Consider the following 16,364-nt stretch of genomic DNA (forward strand, 5'->3'; position numbering starts at 1 on the left):
TATTGAAGCTAGGCTTTTCTACTACATCTGCGTTTTGGCTCAGTCTTGGTTAATTGTGTTTGTTGTCTGGTGATGGGGAGATATGCGTTTAGCGATGTGGATAATGACTAATTGACCAATTACGTGGGATGCTGGTTGATTGGTGAGGTGAGTAGTCTATAGTCCAAAAGCTAGTAACTAATGACTATTGACTAATGACCAATGACTGTTAGGTGAGTATTTAGCAATGTCTGTTGTTTCTTCTGTCACAGTAAAGGTTCCCGCCACAACTGCTAATTTGGGGCCTGGTTTTGACTGCATCGGTGCAGCCTTGACTATATATAATCAGTTCCAGTTCAACCGCTTGGATGAAGGGTTAATTATTCAGGTCACGGGCGCAGAAGCGGAACGAGTGCAAACAGATGAGAGTAATTTACTTTATCAGGCGTTTGTCAAGTTATATCAATATATAGATCAGCCAACGCCAGGAGTGAAAATAGAGATTGAGTTGGGTGTACCTTTGGCGCGGGGTTTGGGTAGTTCGGCCACAGCCATTGTTGGGGGTTTGGTGGCGGCGAATAGATTAGCGGGTGAACCCCTATCTCAAGAGCAGGTGATGGAATTAGCGATCGCCATTGAAGGACATCCTGATAATGTAGTCCCAGCTTTGTTGGGGGGATGTCGTCTGGCTGCTACTAGTGCTAAGGGTTGGGAAATTTGCGATGTTCCCTGGCATAGTGATGTTGTTCCAGTGGTAGCGATTCCTGATTTTGAATTGTCAACCTCAGAGGCGCGGCGAGTTTTACCAACAGAATATAGTCGTGCAGATGCAATTTTCAATACTGCCCATTTAGGTTTATTGTTGCGTGGCTTGGAAACAGGTAAGAGAGAATGGTTAAGGGCAGCTTTACAAGATAAGTTACATCAGCCTTATCGCCAAGCTTTAATTCCTGGTTACGATGCTGTGAATACTGCGGCTGTGAAGGCTGGTGCTTACGGTATGGTGATTAGTGGCGCGGGGCCAACATTGTTGGCTTTAGCTAATGTATCTCATGCGGGAGCTGTTGAGGCGGCAATGTCCACAGCTTGGCAAGAAGCAGGAATTACGGCTGTAGTGCGATCGCTTGCTCTCGATACTCATGGCGCAACTTAACAATTCAAAATTCATAATGAAAGAACTTAACCCCAGTTTGCCTTTAGAGCAAATTCAGTCGGAGATGACGGCGCTTAAGTCACAAATCCAAGTGCTTGAGCAGGAACGTGCTGCACTCACCATTAATAATGATGTGATTACTCACGAGAATGATTCACCTTTCGCAATTGTCGAAGCTTATCGCCGCCAAGCGCGGGAAAATGCCCAACTATTTGCTGAACTCAAAGGCATAGAAGATGCGATCGCTGCTTTAGACTTGCAGTTACAGTACAAAAAAACTGAATTAGCCCGTTTACCAAGAAGACTTCAACAAATTAACCAAGAACAACAGCTAGAAGCAGCCAAAGAAGTCGCTCAAGTCCATGCTGAACGAATCAATCAAATAGCGGGGGAATTAGCCACGGAAATTCGCCTGCTCAAAGCTTGTGCCGATGAACTCAGTCCCTTGTATTGGCAAGTGTATTACAAGCCTTTCATCACGGGATTCAAAACGATCTCAGTTCCTTATGTCCGTTCAGATGGGGCAGTTTGGACTATTGTCAATCGCATTGTTTAGCAAACCTTGACATTTTGATCGCTGATAACCATATAGAAGTAGGCGTAATATTACAATTCGTGACGGTGGTCTGAGCCACCGTTTTTTATTGACGTTGCAAAACTTTACAAATACAATGAGTCAGCGACCAATTTTGATGAGTATTTATTCCTTTTTATGCTGATAATTGCCATTGTTATGGGTATATATTCTTATCAACTCTCAAAATTTAATTATTCAGAGATAAATAAAGTTTACAAAAGTACGAATTCCTTAATATAATGTAATTAAAAGCGAAAACAAAAAAAGATTGTCAGAAGTAATGAATCTTATTCAATTTCCCTGGCTAACAGCCATAATTGCCTTGCCCTTGGTGGCAGCCCTAGCCATCCCCATAATTCCCGATAAAGAAGGAAAAACAGTCCGATGGTATGGTTTAGGAGTCGCATTTGCAGACTTCGCCTTAATGATTGCTGCCTTTTGGCACTACTACGACTTTCAAAACTCGACCTACCAATTCGTAGAGAAATATGCCTGGGTTCCTCAAATAGGGCTGAATTGGTCCGTAGCAGTTGACGGCTTATCGATGCCCTTACTGTTGTTAACAGGCTTAATTAACACACTCGCAATCTTCGCGGCTTGGAAAGTAACCAACAAGCCGCGATTATTTTATGGGTTGATGCTGGTGATGTACAGCGCCCAGTTGGGTGTGTTTGTAGCCCAAGACTTATTGTTATTCTTCTTAATGTGGGAAATCGAGCTAGTTCCCGTCTACTTGCTGATTTCCATCTGGGGAGGCCCCAAACGCCGTTATGCAGCGACCAAATTCATCCTATACACTGCTGCTGCTTCTATATTTATTCTCTTATCCGGATTTGCTTTAGCATTCTCTGGAGATACCGTCACTTTTGACATTGCAGCTCTGGGAATGAAACAATATCCCAAAGCGATCGAATTATTAGCTTATGCAGGATTTTTAATTGCCTTCGGTGTAAAACTACCAATATTTCCTTTACATACTTGGCTACCTGATGCCCACGGTGAAGCATCTGCACCTGGTTCCATGATTCTGGCTGGTGTGTTGTTAAAGATGGGTGGTTATGCCCTAATCCGCTTCAACATGGAAATGTTGCCCGATGCTCATGTTTACTTTGCCCCAGTCTTAGCAGTCTTAGGTGTCGTTAACATTGTTTACGGTGCTTGCTGTGCCTTTGCTCAAACCAACCTCAAACGCCGCCTAGCTTACTCTTCAATTGCCCACATGGGATTTGTGCTAATCGGTCTAGCTTCCTACACAGAAATTGGTGTTAGTGGAGCCATGCTACAAATGGTTTCTCACGGTTTAATTGCTGCTAGCTTGTTCTTCTTAACTGGTGTAACTTACGAACGTACCCACACCTTGTTGATGGACAAAATGGGTGGTATTGGTAAAGTCATGCCCAAAACCTTCGCTCTTTACACAGCAGGCGCAATGGCTTCTCTAGCTTTACCTGGAATGAGTGGCTTCGTCGGTGAGTTGATGGTGTTCATCGGTATCGCTACCAGTGATGTTTACAGTTCCAGTTTCAAGGTTGTAGTTGTCCTACTCTCAGCAGTGGGTGTAATTCTGACTCCGATTTACTTACTGTCTCTGTTACGCCAAGTATTCTACGGCAAACAAAGCGAAGAGTTACATCTCGATGCCTTTGTTCCTGATGTCAAACCTCGTGAGTTGTTCATCACCGCTTCTCTGTTGCTTCCCATCATCGGTATTGGTTTGTATCCCAAGTTAATCACACAAACTTATGATGTGAAGACTGTAGAAATTGCTACCCATGCTCGTCAAGTGCTACCAGTGGTTGCCAGACAACAACCATCAAGTCTGTACTCCCAGATTTTTACAGCGCCAACACTGGCTAATGCTCAAGTTGAAAGTTTAGTTAATATCTCTAAGTAAATATATCTCTCAGCAATGGTGCTGAATGTAAATCCTAAATATGACTAACATTAGGGGTGGTTGCAAAACTACCCCTAAAATTTTTTAGTTATTTTGGCAATTTTTTAGACCATTCCTGAAAATCATGTTCATAAGATTCTCCACTAGTTTTATAAGCATTCATACCAGAAAAGAATAAACCTAATCCCCAACCCAACAGGGGAAAAATTGCCCAGAAGTAGGAAGGACTTGTCAAGAAATTCAACACAATCAAAAATCCATTGACACCAATAAAAGAAATCAGGTGTGTTTTAAACTCTTCACGTCGTTGAGCATGAAATCTTTGCCGCTTCTTTTCTCCTATTTCTTGAGTCAACCATTCTTGTTCAGCCGCTTGTAGAGATGCTGATGAAACCCCTAATTCCGAAGCAATTTCTATAATTTGCTGTCGTGAAATTTCTCCCTGTTGCTGACGAGTAAAAGCTTTTTGAAGAATCTGCTGCATTTGTTCTGAATTGTAAGTCATATAAATACCTCAAAAAGGAGAAAAGATAAATTTTGGAACTTTAGCTACAAAACCCTTAAAAATATATTTACCTGTTGTTACGAACTGCTAAGACTCACATTTTATATCTGAAAAAATAATCCATACAGTAATTGAAAACACAAATATATAAGACAATTTTTTTGTTAGAGTGCCTTACTTAGAGCCTATTTATAAAGTAAATATTAAGTAGGGGAGGCAAAAAGCGGTGTAGATCTTCTTCCCGCTTTATTGCCGTTGTGTTACGGCAGCGTGAGGACTTGAGTATGAACGACAGTATAAATTGCCGTAACGCACCATAATCACACGGTGCGTTACGCGTTGCTTTAATACACCCCACAATTTAAGCTTTATGCCGAAAATATCGCTTGGGGAAGAAACTATCACCCAAAACTTAAAATTCAGGTAGTAGTCTTTCGGAGGTGATAAATTGAGATTTTGATCATCACTTCTAACAAACTTGTAAAATGTAAACAGTGAACAATTATTTTCACCTTATGACTGTAAAAAATCAGCCTGAAAAAGATAAATTGGACGCAAGTGCTAACATAAATACCAACCAAGAAATAGAAAAAATTTTATGTTCTCATTGTCAGCGTACAGCTACAAACGGAATTAAATGTAAAGGAATCTGTATAACTGACAATGAATATTAACAAGATTTTAACTGTGTTAGTAATACAACTATTTCATCAATGGCTTGCCGTAAAACACTCGCTGGCTGTCCAGATTGATTCACCATAACACTAAAAACTAAAGGTTCATACGTAGGAGGATTCACATATCCAGATAGAGAAATTGCACCGCTTAAAGTGCCTGTTTTTGCTTGTACAATTCCCTCCGCAGGAGTATTACGCAAGCGGTTTCTCAACGTACCACTTTTCCCAGCCACAGGTAAGGAAGCACGATATACATTGGCGACTGGTGTTTTGCTTATTCCTTGCAAAGTTTGTACTAAAGCTTCAGGAGTTATTAAATTACGTCGAGATAAACCAGAAGCATCTACCAAAACATAACCTGTGGGATCAACACCTAATTGATTTAAGTTTGTTTTAATAGCTTCTAAACCAATGTCAGCAGTAGTTTTATTCTGCAATCTGGGTTGTTTAAATGCTAATGTTCTTAATAAAGCCTCAGCATACAAATTATTACTATTTTGATTTGTCTCTATCAACAATTGTGATAAAGGCGGGGACTGTACAGCAGCTAATTCCTGTTGATTAGCAGCACTAGAAGCAACTAATGTTGTACCCAAACTAATTTTTTCTGTGGATAAGGCACTACGAAAACGTCGCAGGAAGTAATAATTAGGATCAACTACGGGCAATTCTACTAAATATGGAGTGGAATTAGCTGCAACTTGTCCTTTAATTCGCAGCACTTTTCCTGTTAAATCACGGCTAACATCAATATAACTTGGTTGATTTGCTGCAACTGTTACAGATTGATTGATTATCAACCATTGTCTTGCTTCATTGGGGTCATTCCACAACAATTGTGGAGTCTTACCTACAGTTTGAGGAATGAGTTTTAAACCAAATACATTTTGATTCAAAATAAAACTATTGACTGGCGCACCATAATTTGACTGCACATCTTCCCATTGCCAAGTCGAGTTAACAATATCCCCTTGAATATAACTATCATCAGCAATTAGCTGACTAATTTGGGTGATACCTTTCTGTTTTAGTTGTTGTGCTAGTGATTGCAATTGAGTATCGCTGAGGCTAGGGTCACCTCTACCAACAACAGTGAAATTGCCATTACCATTTTGATAAACTGAGGTACGAATACGAAAGTCTGCACCTAGTTGTTGTAAGGCAGCAGCTGTAGTCAGCAATTTAGCATTAGAAGCGGGAGTGAAGTATTTCTCTGCATCTCGACTGTAGAGTGTTTGCACGGATGAGAGAGGTTTTACTAAGATACCCCAGCGCACTCGATTAAATAAGGGACGATTAACTATTGTATCTATGGCTGTTCTCAGTTCCGCCGGACAAATAGATTTTGTGGTGGGTGTAGGTGCGGTTGGGGTTTGGGCTTTAACTAGTTGCTGGGTAACACTAACTTGAACACTAATAAATAATGCCATCAAGCCAAGAGAAATTTTTCGGGGCATACAGAGTGATTAAAACTACTTGACGATGATAGCTTGCTTATGAATTGAACCACTAGGCGCGGGAAAGCATTATTCTCTATTGAGAGGCTGTTAAACTGTGAAAAATCAGTATAATTGCGCTTTTATTGAGTTTATGTCATTAACTGCTGCTGCGATCGCTACTTTAATTGCCACTAAGGTCTTTGAAACAACCGTAGAGAAAATAACTGAAAGTACAATAGACAAGCTGAAACTGCTACGTCAGAAAATTTGGGACAAGTTCACGGGTAAGCCGAAAGCGCAAGAAGCTTTAACAAAAGCTGAACAAGGTTCTAAGGAAGATTTAAACTTGGTTACCGCCTACCTACAGGTAGAAATGGATACAGATAGTCAATTTGGCGAAGAAGTTCAAAGCCTTGCCCAAGAAATTCACCAAGAAATTAATATTGGTAAGATTCAAGGTAAAAATGTCCAAAATGTTTATGGAGGGCAAGGTTTTCAGAATATTGATAGTAAAGCACCCATCTTTCAAGGTGTAGAAAATAGCCCGATTACTATCAATTACAATAATTCTTCTGATTGACTACAGTCGCCTGAACGGGAACGGGCAGAGTTAAATCCCCATAGTAGAATACCGGAGAATTTGCCCCTGAGTGGGGTAACAAAATTTGTTGGGCGGGAGGAGGAACTGCACACCCTCCGCCAACTTTTACAGAAAAATGACCGTGTAGCCATTGCGGCTATTGCGGGGATGGGTGGACTGGGTAAAACAGAACTGGCGTTGCAATATGCCATCCAGCATCGTGAAATTTATACGGGGGGAATTTGCTGGTTATTGCCCAAGTCTGGGGATGTGGGGCTACAAATTGTCCAGTTTGCCAGAACTTATTTTGATTTAAACCCACCGGATGATTTAGATTTACCCGGACGGGTGCAGTATTGCTGGCGGCGTTGGCGTGAGGGTGAGGTGTTGCTGGTGGTGGATGATGTCAGCGACTATGAGGAAGTCAAGCTTTATCTTCCGTCCTCATCTTCTCGGTTTAAAGTGTTGTTGACTTCCCGCCAGCGTTTGGGAAAAATTGCCCAGTTATCTTTAGATGTGCTGCAACCAGAGGCGGCGTTAGAGTTGTTGGTGTCGATTATTGGCAAGGAACGGGTTGAAAATGACCTAAACCCCCTGCCCCCTTCCCTACTAGGGAAGGGGGAGAGTGATTCCCCTCGCCTTGTAGGAGAGGGGTTAGGGGAGAGGTCAGAGGGTGAATTAGTGGCGTTGGGGTTGTGTGAGTGGTTGGGGTATTTGCCTTTGGCTGTAGAGTTGGTGGGACGGTATCTGGCACGAAAGCAAGATTTATCGCTGGCGGAAATGTTGCGACGGTTGGAGAATAAGCGACTAGAACAACGCGCCTTGATGAAGGCAGAAGCTGATATGACAGCAAAACGAGGTGTGTTAGCTGCTTTTGAGTTGAGTTGGCTGGAATTAGAGGAAAATGATCAGCAATTGGGTTGTTTATTAAGTTTATTCGCCGCCGCGCCTATCCCTTGGAAGTTGGTGGAACAGTGCTTACCAGAGGAAGATGAGGAAGATTTAGAAGATATTAGAGACGATAAGTTGCTGAATCTGCATTTACTCCAGCGTAAAGGTGAGGGAATATATCAACTGCATTCCCTGTTGCGGGAGTTTTTCCAATTTAAGCTTAGAGGTTTAGAACAGGCAGAGGAATTTAAGCATTCTGTTTGTAGAGTGATGATAGCAGTTGCTCAAGATATTTCTTATACTTCCACACTTGTGCAAATTAAGAATGTCGCCCCAGCAATACCTCACTTAGCAGAAGTAGCAACCAATCTCTTTCAGTATATTAGTAATGATGATTTAATTTGGGCATTTGTTGGCAACGCTTTTTTTTATCATGGTCAAGGACTATATGATAAAGCAGTACCTTGGTTTGAGCAGTGCCTAGAAATTACCAAAAAACACTTAGGGGAAGAACATCCATCTGTCGCCACTAGCCTCAACAACCTAGCGTCACTCTACAAATCCCAAGGGAAATACAGCAAAGCCGAACCCTTGTACATCCAAGCTTTGGCTCTGTATCGCAAACTCTTAGGTGAAGAACATCTAGATGTCGCACTCAGTCTCAACAACCTCGCAGCACTCTACGACTCCCAAGGGAAATACAGCGAAGCCGAACCCTTGTACATCCAAGCTTTGGCTCTCAAGCTCAAACTCCTGGGTGAAGAACATCTAGATGTCGCACTTAGCCTCAACAATTTAGCAGAACTCTACAAATCCCAAGGGAAATACAGCAAAGCCGAACTCTTGTACATCCAAGCTTTGACTCTCAAGCGCAAACTCCTGGGTGAAGAACATCCATCTGTCGCACTTAGCCTCAACAACCTCACAGCACTCTACCACTCCCAAGGGAAATACAGCGAAGCTGAATTCTTGTTCATCCAAGCTTTGGCACTGCGGCGTAAACTCCTGGGTGAAGAACATCCTGATGTCGCCCAAAGCCTCAACAACCTAGCTCTACTCTACAAATCCCAAGGAAAATACAGCGAAGCCGAACCCTTGTACATCCAAGCTTTGGCTCTGTGTCGCAAACTCCTGGGTGAAGAACATCCTGATGTTGCCACTAGCCTCAACAACCTAGCTCTACTCTATGACTCCCAAGGGAAATACAGCGAAGCCGAACTCTTGTATATCCAAGCTTTGGCACTGCGGCGTAAACTCCTGGGTGAAGAACATCCTGATGTCGCCACTAGCCTCAACAATCTAGCTGGACTCTATGACTTCCAAGGGAAATACAGCCAAGCCGAACTCTTGTACATCCAAGCTTTGGCTCTGTATCGCAAACTCCTGGGTGAAGAACATCCTGATGTCGCCACTAGCCTCAACAACCTAGCGTCACTCTACTACTCCCAAGGGAAATACAGCGAAGCCGAACCCTTGTACATCCAAGCTTTGGCACTGCGGCGCAAACTCCTGGGTGAAGAACATCCTGATGTCGCCACTAGCCTCAACAACCTCGCAGCACTCTACGACTCCCAAGGGAAATACAGCGAAGCTGAACCCTTGTACATTCAAGCTTTGGCACTGCGGCGTAAACTCCTGGGTGAAGAACATCCTGATGTCGCCCAAAGCCTCAACAACCTAGCTGAACTCTACGACTCCCAAGGGAAATACAGCGAAGCCGAACCCTTGTACATCCAAGCTTTAGATATTTTTGAGCAACAGTTAGGAGTAAATCATCCTAATACGGTGACTGTGCGTAAAAATTTAGCATATTTGCGTGAGTGTTTAAACTCATAAGCAGAATAATCAGGTTCATTCTTAAATACGCGATGCTGGCGGCGATGCTTTTCTACATTTAAACACAAACTTTGGTGTTCTAACCTCGAACTTTCGTGTTCTGAACTCGAAGTTTTCTGTTTCAAGTGAGAATGTTTCTGTTTCAAGTGAGAATGTTCTTGTTTCAAGTGAGAATGTTTCTGTTTCAGGTGAGAATGTTTCTGTTTTAAGTGAGAACATTCCTGTTTTAAAGGAGAACATTTTTGTTTTAAGCGAGAACGTTTTAGTTTCAGGTGAGAACGTTCCTGTTTTAAGGTGAGTTCGACGAATAAAAAACCCCTCTCGAAACCTCTCCCCTGCAAGGAGCTACGGTGTACACACAAGTCTGATAAACTTTGCCCTATAACGTTTTGATCCCCCCTAACCCCCCTTAGAAAAGGGGGAACAAGAATCAAAGTCCCCCTTTTGAAGGGGGATTTAGGGGGATCAAACTACATTTTGCACCTAGCACAAGGATGTGTGTACACGGTAGCCTGCAAGGAGAGAGGTTTTAAAACCCTATTTTTCACTGATATTTTAACTCTTTACTCCCCTCTCCGCGTCGGCTGGGGGAAAGGTCAAAATCAAGTTGTTTTAAGGTGCAATTGCAATGATGATGTTTTGAGAGTAATCGTTAGGCGATCGCTTCACAGTGTTTTCCAGATTTAAGTGGGTGAGGTAGTTCCTATCTTCATTTGCACTATTACCATAGTGCCTTCATCAATCTTGCTTCTGACATTAATAGAACCCCCACAATGCCATAACAATCTCTGCACAATGGTTAATCCTAAACCTGCGCCATTTGTCTCATCAATTAGCCCCGATCGCACACGATAAAAACAGTCAAAGATTTTGGGAATTTCGGTTTCAGAAATCCCGATACCTGTGTCACGAATTTCTAGTTGGACATATTCGCCTTGGACTTTAGCTCTGACCCATACTTGACCGCCCTTGGGTGTAAACTTCAGGCTGTTATGTAGCAGATGAATAACAATTTGCCGCAAGCCACCATTGACACACCAAACCGTGGGTAAGTCTGTAGGGATGGTGTAGCCTAGCATGATGCCTTTTTCTTGGGCTACTGGTTGGTAAGTGCTGACGACTCCAGGGACAATATCTACAAGCTTGACTAATTCTAAAGTTGTAGCTTCCAAATTATGCTCTAGTTCTACCAACGTCATGAGACCTGTAATCAAAACACTTTGGCGATCGCACTGAGTATTTAGCATTTGCAAATAGCGCTGTCGCTGATGGGGTTTGAGCGTCGGCGAATTTAACAGCGAAAGTGCAGTCTTCATTTGCGTTAGGGGTGTACGCAATTCTTGACACACATTGGTTAAATATTCATCTTTCAGTTGCTCTTTTGTTTGCAGTTTTTGATTGTGCTGCTGCAATTTAGCAATGCGTTCTACACTAATTCGCCGATTAATTTCATTTTGTCGCTGGAGTTGCTTGGTGAGAAGTTGGCTGATGAGTGCTGGTTCGCAAGCGTTTGGACAGATGAAATCACTGGGTGTAATTGGCTTTGATTCTGGGACAATCTCTTGTTTGATACCATCTAATACACGCTGAATTACTTGATTATCAACTGAAGTAATGGTAAATAAAGGTTGATTTTTACTATTTTGAGCCTTATCTAAAGTACTGATTTTATTATTTTGGCGCGGACGATAAGCTGCAATTAAACTGCAAAATCTTGGCGATAATACTAACAAAAAGTATTCTCTTGGCAGATTATTATTTGGTAGTAATCGCACATCTAGATAATGGTCATATAAACTAGATAAAGATATTAACTTTTCTTCCCCTAATTCTAATTTTCCTTCCCCTACTTGACAATTGTAAATATTACTAGATTCACCCATAGATGACTGATAACGGACTAATTCTGAAGTCCAAATTTTCCCTGGTGGAAGTTTAATCCACAGCGTTGCACTGATCTGCTGCTCAATTAGTAAGTCTATTTGCGCTCTCACCAGTGATAACAACGTAGCCGGATTGAGAGTCACTGTTTGGGAAGGCGCTTCCACTCCTAAAGCCAGCTGATAAACGGATAAATCCTTATGGAGAGAGTCATTCATGAGTTAAGCACAACCAATAAAAATCATGGTAAGGAAAAAATAATTATCGCCTTTCTGGCAAGGCAGAAGGCAGAGGGCAGCAGGGAAGAAAAAAGTTTTAAGGTATGCCTTGTTGCTTTGACCAAACTAGGTTTAATACCCCCACTAAATCGTAGATTCATTGGTCTACAATTACTGGGGGTAAGAATCCCCTTGTAATTGAACCTTCTGGTTTCTTCAATTTATCGATTTTTATCCTTATTCCTTATATATATGTTTTTTACACAAAAGCCCCGGAAACACAATAAATTATGAATCACGAAATTACTAAATATTACTATTTTTAATGCAAATGACCACTTTATATTTCAAAGCTTATAGATTTATAATATATTTTTTACAATAGTAGTTATAAAACATTTGTAGTATTCAGTAAATGCAATTAATTTTATACAGTAAACCCGGTTGTCATTTATGTGAGGGCTTACAGGAAAAACTGGAACAGATCCAAAATTTGAGTTTTGAGTTAGAAATTCGTGACATTACAACTCGTGAAGATTGGTTTATGGCATACCAATATGAGGTTCCGGTTCTTTATCTGGTAAAGCCTGAAGACGAGCAAGAGCGAGCTTTGCCCCGGCCTTCGCCTCGTGCTAGCGTTCAGCAATTGGAGCAAATGTTGTGTAAGTATTTAGCCAATCCGGAAAAAAATAATGCAGAATAGGCGCAAGAAAGGCGTGTGTCGAGGTTCACAACATGAAATTGCGGGAATTATTAGCGACAGTAGACAGTGTGGAAAATTTACCTCAAGCTTTAGGGGATGCGGAAGTAAAAGGAATCAAGACTAATTCCCATGCTTGTGGTGCAGGAGATTTGTTTATTGGAATGCCAGGAACACGGGTAGATGGTGGAGAATTTTGGCCTAGTGCGATCGCTTCCGGTGCGATCGCGGCGATCGTCTCTCCTCAAGCTGTGGAAAAAAATCCTCCTAGTGATGAGGCTGTTGTCATTAGCGCTAACGACATGACTAAAGCTTGTGCCGAAATTGCCGCAGCTTTTTATGATTATCCTGGGCAGAAACTCAAGCTGGTAGGTGTCACTGGTACTAATGGTAAAACTACCACGACTCACTTAATTGAATTTTTCTTAACCAAAGCGCAATTATCCACTGCTTTGATGGGGACTCTCTACACTCGTTGGCCTGGGTTTGAACAGACAGCCACCCACACCACACCCTTCGCAGTGGAACTACAACAGCAACTAGCACAAGCTGTCAACGCTGGGTGTGAGTTCGGAGTCATGGAAGTCAGTTCCCACGCCTTAGCACAAGGTCGGGTGCTTGGTTGTCCCTTTGAGGTGGGGGTATTTAGCAATCTCACCCAAGATCACCTGGACTATCACAGCGACATGGAAGATTATTTCGCAGCGAAAGCGCTGTTATTTAGTCCTGACTACCTCAAAGGACGAGCAATTATCAATGCTGATGATACCTACGGTCAAAGATTAATTAAGGCATTGAGTCCTGAGAAGGTGTGGAGTTATAGCGTTAATGATAGCAGTGCTGATTTATGGATGAGTGATTTGAGTTATGAGCCAAACGGTGTCAGTGGAATATTGCATACACCAGAAGGTGATGTCAGTTTCCGTTCCCCCTTGGTTGGTCAATACAATTTAGAAAATCTCTTGGCGGCTATAGGTGCAGTTTTACACTTAGGACTAGACTTACAATTAATCGCCAATGCTATCCCAGAGTTCCCCGGTGTCCCCGGACGAATGGAAAGGGTGCAGATTCATCCTGACCAAGATATTAGCGTCATTGTCGATTATGCCCATACCCCAGATAGTTTAGAAAACTTACTCAAAGCTGCTAGACCATTTATTCCTGGGAGAATGATTTGTGTGTTTGGCTGTGGTGGCGATCGCGATCGCACCAAGCGCCCCAAAATGGGTAAAATCGGGGCTGAACTAGCCGATTTAGCTGTGGTGACTTCAGATAATCCGCGCACGGAAGACCCAGAACGAATCTTAGAGGATATTCTGGCGGGAATCCCTGACACCGTACAACCGATAGTTATAGGCGATCGCGCTTCTGCCATTCGTACTGCAATTTTACAAGCCCAACCCGGTGATGGAGTACTACTGGCTGGCAAGGGTCATGAAGATTACCAAATTCTCGGTACAGAAAAAATCCACTTCGACGACCGAGAACACGCACGCGCCGCTTTGACTGAGAGAGTAAAAACATCCGATAAATAGAGCTTTTTAAACGCAGAGTGACGGGGAGGTTACAATACATCCTGCCCGTCCTTAGTTATTAGCACCGTTTTAAGATAATCTGAAAAATCAGGCTAGATACTAGCTCACACAATGTCTAAAATGATTCCCTTGTTAGCTTAAAAAAGCGTTTTCCTAATTATGACAAATCAAGCTCCTATCCCAGTTATTGTCAATGGTGCTGCTGGCAAAATGGGTCGTGAAGTAGTCAAAGCAGTAGCCCAAGCGCCAGACTTAAATTTATTGGGTGCAATTGACCACAGTCCCGAACATCAAGGTAAAGACGCTGGGGAACTAGCTGGTTTAAGTGAAGCCCTAGAAGTTCCAATTACAGACCAATTGGAACCAATGCTGGGTTATGTGGCTGGTGAAAGACAAGGGCCACCAGGGGTCATAGTAGACTTTACTCACCCTGATTCAGTTTATGATAATGTTCGCAGTGCGATCGCCTATGGTATTCGTCCAGTGGTCGGAACTACGGGGTTAAGTCCATCACAGATTGAAAATTTGGCAGATTTTGCCGAAAAAGCTAGTACTGGTTGTCTCATTATTCCTAACTTTTCCATTGGTATGGTGTTGCTGCAACAAGCCGCCATCACCGCATCACAATATTTTGATCATGTAGAAATTATCGAATTACACCACAATCAAAAAGCCGATGCGCCCAGTGGGACAGCGATTCAAACCGCGCAATTACTAGCGGAGTTGGGTAAAACTTTTAACCCTGCAATTGTGGAAGAAACGGAAAAAATACCCGGAGCTAGAGGTAGTTTAGCTGGCGAAGGCATTAGGATTCATAGCGTCCGCCTACCAGGATTGATAGCCCATCAAGAAGTGATTTTTGGCGCACCAGGACAAATTTATACCTTACGCCATGATACAAGCGATCGCGCCTGCTATATGCCAGGAGTTTTGCTTGCGATTCGCAAAGTCTTACAGCTAAAGTCATTAGTATATGGTTTAGAAAAGATACTATAAACTCACCACTCCCCACTCCCCACTCATGTTAGTTCCACTGACTCGCCAGAAATTTGAACAAATAATTCCCCTAATTGCCACTGGCCCGCAGTACAAGTACTACTGGGGAAAGTTTTCCAACTTTTTGCAGCGCCTGTTAATTTCTGTAGTTGCGATAGTTGTGATTCTGCTGATTAGAACAGTTTTTCGGTTAGATTTTGGCCTTATCGTCTTTTTTGTGGGAGTATTCGCCGCCTTTTTTTGGTTATGGTATCCCGTTCTTCAGGCGAGTCTAAGGAATGCAAAATGCCGTCGTTACAAATACAGTGGCTTTTTCCGTGGTCGAATTCTAGATTGGTGGATTACAGATAAGTTGATGGGTAAACAAGAAACCGTCAACAGCAAAGGCGAATTGGTAATTGTGGAAAATCGAGAAAAACGGATCAACATTGAAGTAGGTGACGATACAGGATTTAGCATCGAGTTAGAAGCACCTCTACGTCCTTTTCATAAAGAGATCGCCCGTGGTCAAATAGCAGAAATGATTGTCCTGTCAAATCGCCCCGATTTAAGCAGGATAGAAGAATTTAGTGATGTTTATATTCCCAGTCGTAACATCTGGGTAAATGATTATCCCTATCTACGAAGGGATTTCTTTAACGAAGTCAGCGATCGCCTACGCGAAGACCGACAAAACAGACCACGCCGCCGCCGCCGGAATAATTAGGGGAGTGAGGAGAAGAAGCACAAGAGCATGGACTATGGACTAATTTTCCCGTAGGCTTGCCAAGCCAAATCTATCAAACCACCAGCGATCGCAGCTGCTACAACTGCGTTTCCTTTGCGGCTGTCAATTGTGATATTTGGAACTAAGGAATCTTGCAAGCGTCTTTTGGCATCTTCCACATCTCCTAATCCCACAGGAGTAGCAATAATTAAAGCTGGGTTAATCTCTTCTGCTTCAAATAAATCAACGAGTGTAGTCATTGCTGTTTGCGCTTGACCTACTATAAAAATTCCTTCTGGATAGCGTGTGGCTAAGGTTTCAATTCCCCAAGCTGCGCGAGTTTTATTTGTTTGGGGACGGGTCAAAGCTTCCATGCTGCAATACACCGGATTAGCAAAAGTCTTTTGAACATCGGAGGCAATACCTACTTGCACCATCGGCACATCTACCACAATAGTAGTTCTAGCTGCCAATGCTGCTGCCCCAGCTTGCAAAGCACGTTCAGAGAACCGGATTAAAGATTTGTACTCAAAGTCAGCCGTAGCATAAATCACTCGGCGGACAATTTCATATTCTGCTGGCGAGAACACATGATCGCCAATTTCGCTATCGATGATTGCTAAACTTTGAGCATCAGTTACGTGCCATTCCATTGCTATTAACTGCTGAGAGACTAGCTTTCAGCTTATCAGTTTGAGCGATCGCTAGGTAAGAGGGACTAAGACCGCCATGAAGTCCATAGTCATTGGTTTTCTCCTCCCCCTTCCTTGCCTCTATTCCCTACTCCCTACGCCTCA

At 42.6% G+C, this 16,364-nt stretch carries 13 protein-coding genes; 9 read left to right on the forward strand and 4 right to left on the reverse strand.

The features are described 5' to 3' along the window. Positions 1-226 precede the first annotated feature (226 nt). The 3 genes from thrB to H6G18_RS00960 all read left to right on the forward strand — a co-directional run bounded on the left by thrB (position 227) and on the right by H6G18_RS00960 (position 3,603). A complete protein-coding gene (thrB, locus tag H6G18_RS00950) occupies positions 227-1,132 on the forward strand; it encodes a homoserine kinase (RefSeq protein WP_190405197.1) in 906 nt (301 codons plus the stop codon). 16 nt (positions 1,133-1,148) lie between these two features. Then, complete coding sequence (locus tag H6G18_RS00955; protein ID WP_190405198.1) at positions 1,149-1,688, forward strand: hypothetical protein; 540 nt, start codon at positions 1,149-1,151, stop codon at positions 1,686-1,688. A gap of 301 nt (positions 1,689-1,989) precedes the next feature. After that, entirely contained in the window at positions 1,990-3,603 is a 1,614-nt protein-coding gene (locus H6G18_RS00960) for an NAD(P)H-quinone oxidoreductase subunit 4 (protein ID WP_190405199.1), read from the forward strand. A gap of 88 nt (positions 3,604-3,691) precedes the next feature. On the opposite strand, the gene H6G18_RS00965 is transcribed toward H6G18_RS00960, so the two are convergent. Continuing rightward, a complete protein-coding gene (locus H6G18_RS00965; protein WP_190405200.1) occupies positions 3,692-4,108 on the reverse strand; it encodes a 2TM domain-containing protein in 417 nt (138 codons plus the stop codon). Between the two features lie 670 nt (positions 4,109-4,778). After that, positions 4,779-6,242, reverse strand: coding sequence for a D-alanyl-D-alanine carboxypeptidase/D-alanyl-D-alanine endopeptidase (dacB, locus tag H6G18_RS00970; protein WP_190405201.1), 1,464 nt, complete (start codon positions 6,240-6,242; stop codon positions 4,779-4,781). A gap of 133 nt (positions 6,243-6,375) precedes the next feature. Here dacB and H6G18_RS00975 point away from each other — a divergent pair, with 133 nt between their 5' ends. Both H6G18_RS00975 and H6G18_RS00980 read left to right on the forward strand, forming a co-directional pair. Then, a complete protein-coding gene (locus H6G18_RS00975; RefSeq protein WP_190405202.1) occupies positions 6,376-6,804 on the forward strand; it encodes a hypothetical protein in 429 nt (142 codons plus the stop codon). 60 nt (positions 6,805-6,864) lie between these two features. After that, positions 6,865-9,531 carry a tetratricopeptide repeat protein gene (locus H6G18_RS00980; protein WP_190405203.1) on the forward strand — a complete coding sequence of 889 codons (2,667 nt, stop codon included), beginning with the start codon at positions 6,865-6,867 and terminating at the stop codon, positions 9,529-9,531. 683 nt (positions 9,532-10,214) lie between these two features. Here the strand turns inward: H6G18_RS00980 and H6G18_RS00985 are convergent. Next, positions 10,215-11,630, reverse strand: coding sequence for a DICT sensory domain-containing protein (locus tag H6G18_RS00985; protein ID WP_190405204.1), 1,416 nt, complete (start codon positions 11,628-11,630; stop codon positions 10,215-10,217). Between the two features lie 415 nt (positions 11,631-12,045). On the opposite strand from H6G18_RS00985, the gene H6G18_RS00990 reads away from it, so the two are divergent. The 4 genes from H6G18_RS00990 to H6G18_RS01005 all read left to right on the forward strand — a co-directional run bounded on the left by H6G18_RS00990 (position 12,046) and on the right by H6G18_RS01005 (position 15,567). Next, the gene (locus H6G18_RS00990) at positions 12,046-12,333 is read left to right on the forward strand and encodes a glutaredoxin family protein (protein WP_190405205.1); all 288 of its coding nucleotides are present in this window, start codon (positions 12,046-12,048) and stop codon (positions 12,331-12,333) included. A gap of 32 nt (positions 12,334-12,365) precedes the next feature. Beyond that, positions 12,366-13,865: a UDP-N-acetylmuramoyl-L-alanyl-D-glutamate--2,6-diaminopimelate ligase gene (locus H6G18_RS00995; protein WP_190405206.1), complete on the forward strand. Its 1,500-nt coding sequence runs from the start codon at positions 12,366-12,368 to the stop codon at positions 13,863-13,865. Between the two features lie 159 nt (positions 13,866-14,024). After that, on the forward strand, positions 14,025-14,861 hold the full coding sequence (dapB, locus tag H6G18_RS01000) for a 4-hydroxy-tetrahydrodipicolinate reductase (protein ID WP_190405207.1): 837 nt from the start codon (positions 14,025-14,027) through the stop codon (positions 14,859-14,861). Positions 14,862-14,886: 25 nt separating this feature from the next. Then, positions 14,887-15,567 carry a phosphate ABC transporter permease gene (locus tag H6G18_RS01005; protein ID WP_190405208.1) on the forward strand — a complete coding sequence of 227 codons (681 nt, stop codon included), beginning with the start codon at positions 14,887-14,889 and terminating at the stop codon, positions 15,565-15,567. A gap of 32 nt (positions 15,568-15,599) precedes the next feature. Here the strand turns inward: H6G18_RS01005 and H6G18_RS01010 are convergent, their stop codons facing one another. After that, the gene (locus tag H6G18_RS01010) at positions 15,600-16,220 is read right to left on the reverse strand and encodes a precorrin-8X methylmutase (protein ID WP_190405209.1); all 621 of its coding nucleotides are present in this window, start codon (positions 16,218-16,220) and stop codon (positions 15,600-15,602) included. Positions 16,221-16,364: the final 144 nt, after the last annotated feature.

This window comes from Anabaena subtropica FACHB-260 (genome assembly GCF_014697105.1).
GTDB lineage: Bacteria > Cyanobacteriota > Cyanobacteriia > Cyanobacteriales > Nostocaceae > Trichormus > Trichormus subtropicus.

Coding starts and splice junctions, on each gene's coding strand:
- H6G18_RS00955 (WP_190405198.1), top strand. CDS start 1,149: ATGAAAGAACTTAACCCCAGTTTGCCTTTAGAGCAAATTCAGTCGGAG.
- dapB (WP_190405207.1), top strand. CDS start 14,025: ATGACAAATCAAGCTCCTATCCCAGTTATTGTCAATGGTGCTGCTGGC.
- H6G18_RS01005 (WP_190405208.1), top strand. CDS start 14,887: ATGTTAGTTCCACTGACTCGCCAGAAATTTGAACAAATAATTCCCCTA.
- H6G18_RS00960 (WP_190405199.1), top strand. CDS start 1,990: ATGAATCTTATTCAATTTCCCTGGCTAACAGCCATAATTGCCTTGCCC.
- H6G18_RS00965 (WP_190405200.1), bottom strand. CDS start 4,108: ATGACTTACAATTCAGAACAAATGCAGCAGATTCTTCAAAAAGCTTTT.
- H6G18_RS01010 (WP_190405209.1), bottom strand. CDS start 16,220: ATGGAATGGCACGTAACTGATGCTCAAAGTTTAGCAATCATCGATAGC.
- thrB (WP_190405197.1), top strand. CDS start 227: ATGTCTGTTGTTTCTTCTGTCACAGTAAAGGTTCCCGCCACAACTGCT.
- H6G18_RS00975 (WP_190405202.1), top strand. CDS start 6,376: ATGTCATTAACTGCTGCTGCGATCGCTACTTTAATTGCCACTAAGGTC.
- H6G18_RS00995 (WP_190405206.1), top strand. CDS start 12,366: ATGAAATTGCGGGAATTATTAGCGACAGTAGACAGTGTGGAAAATTTA.
- dacB (WP_190405201.1), bottom strand. CDS start 6,242: ATGCCCCGAAAAATTTCTCTTGGCTTGATGGCATTATTTATTAGTGTT.
- H6G18_RS00985 (WP_190405204.1), bottom strand. CDS start 11,630: ATGAATGACTCTCTCCATAAGGATTTATCCGTTTATCAGCTGGCTTTA.
- H6G18_RS00990 (WP_190405205.1), top strand. CDS start 12,046: ATGCAATTAATTTTATACAGTAAACCCGGTTGTCATTTATGTGAGGGC.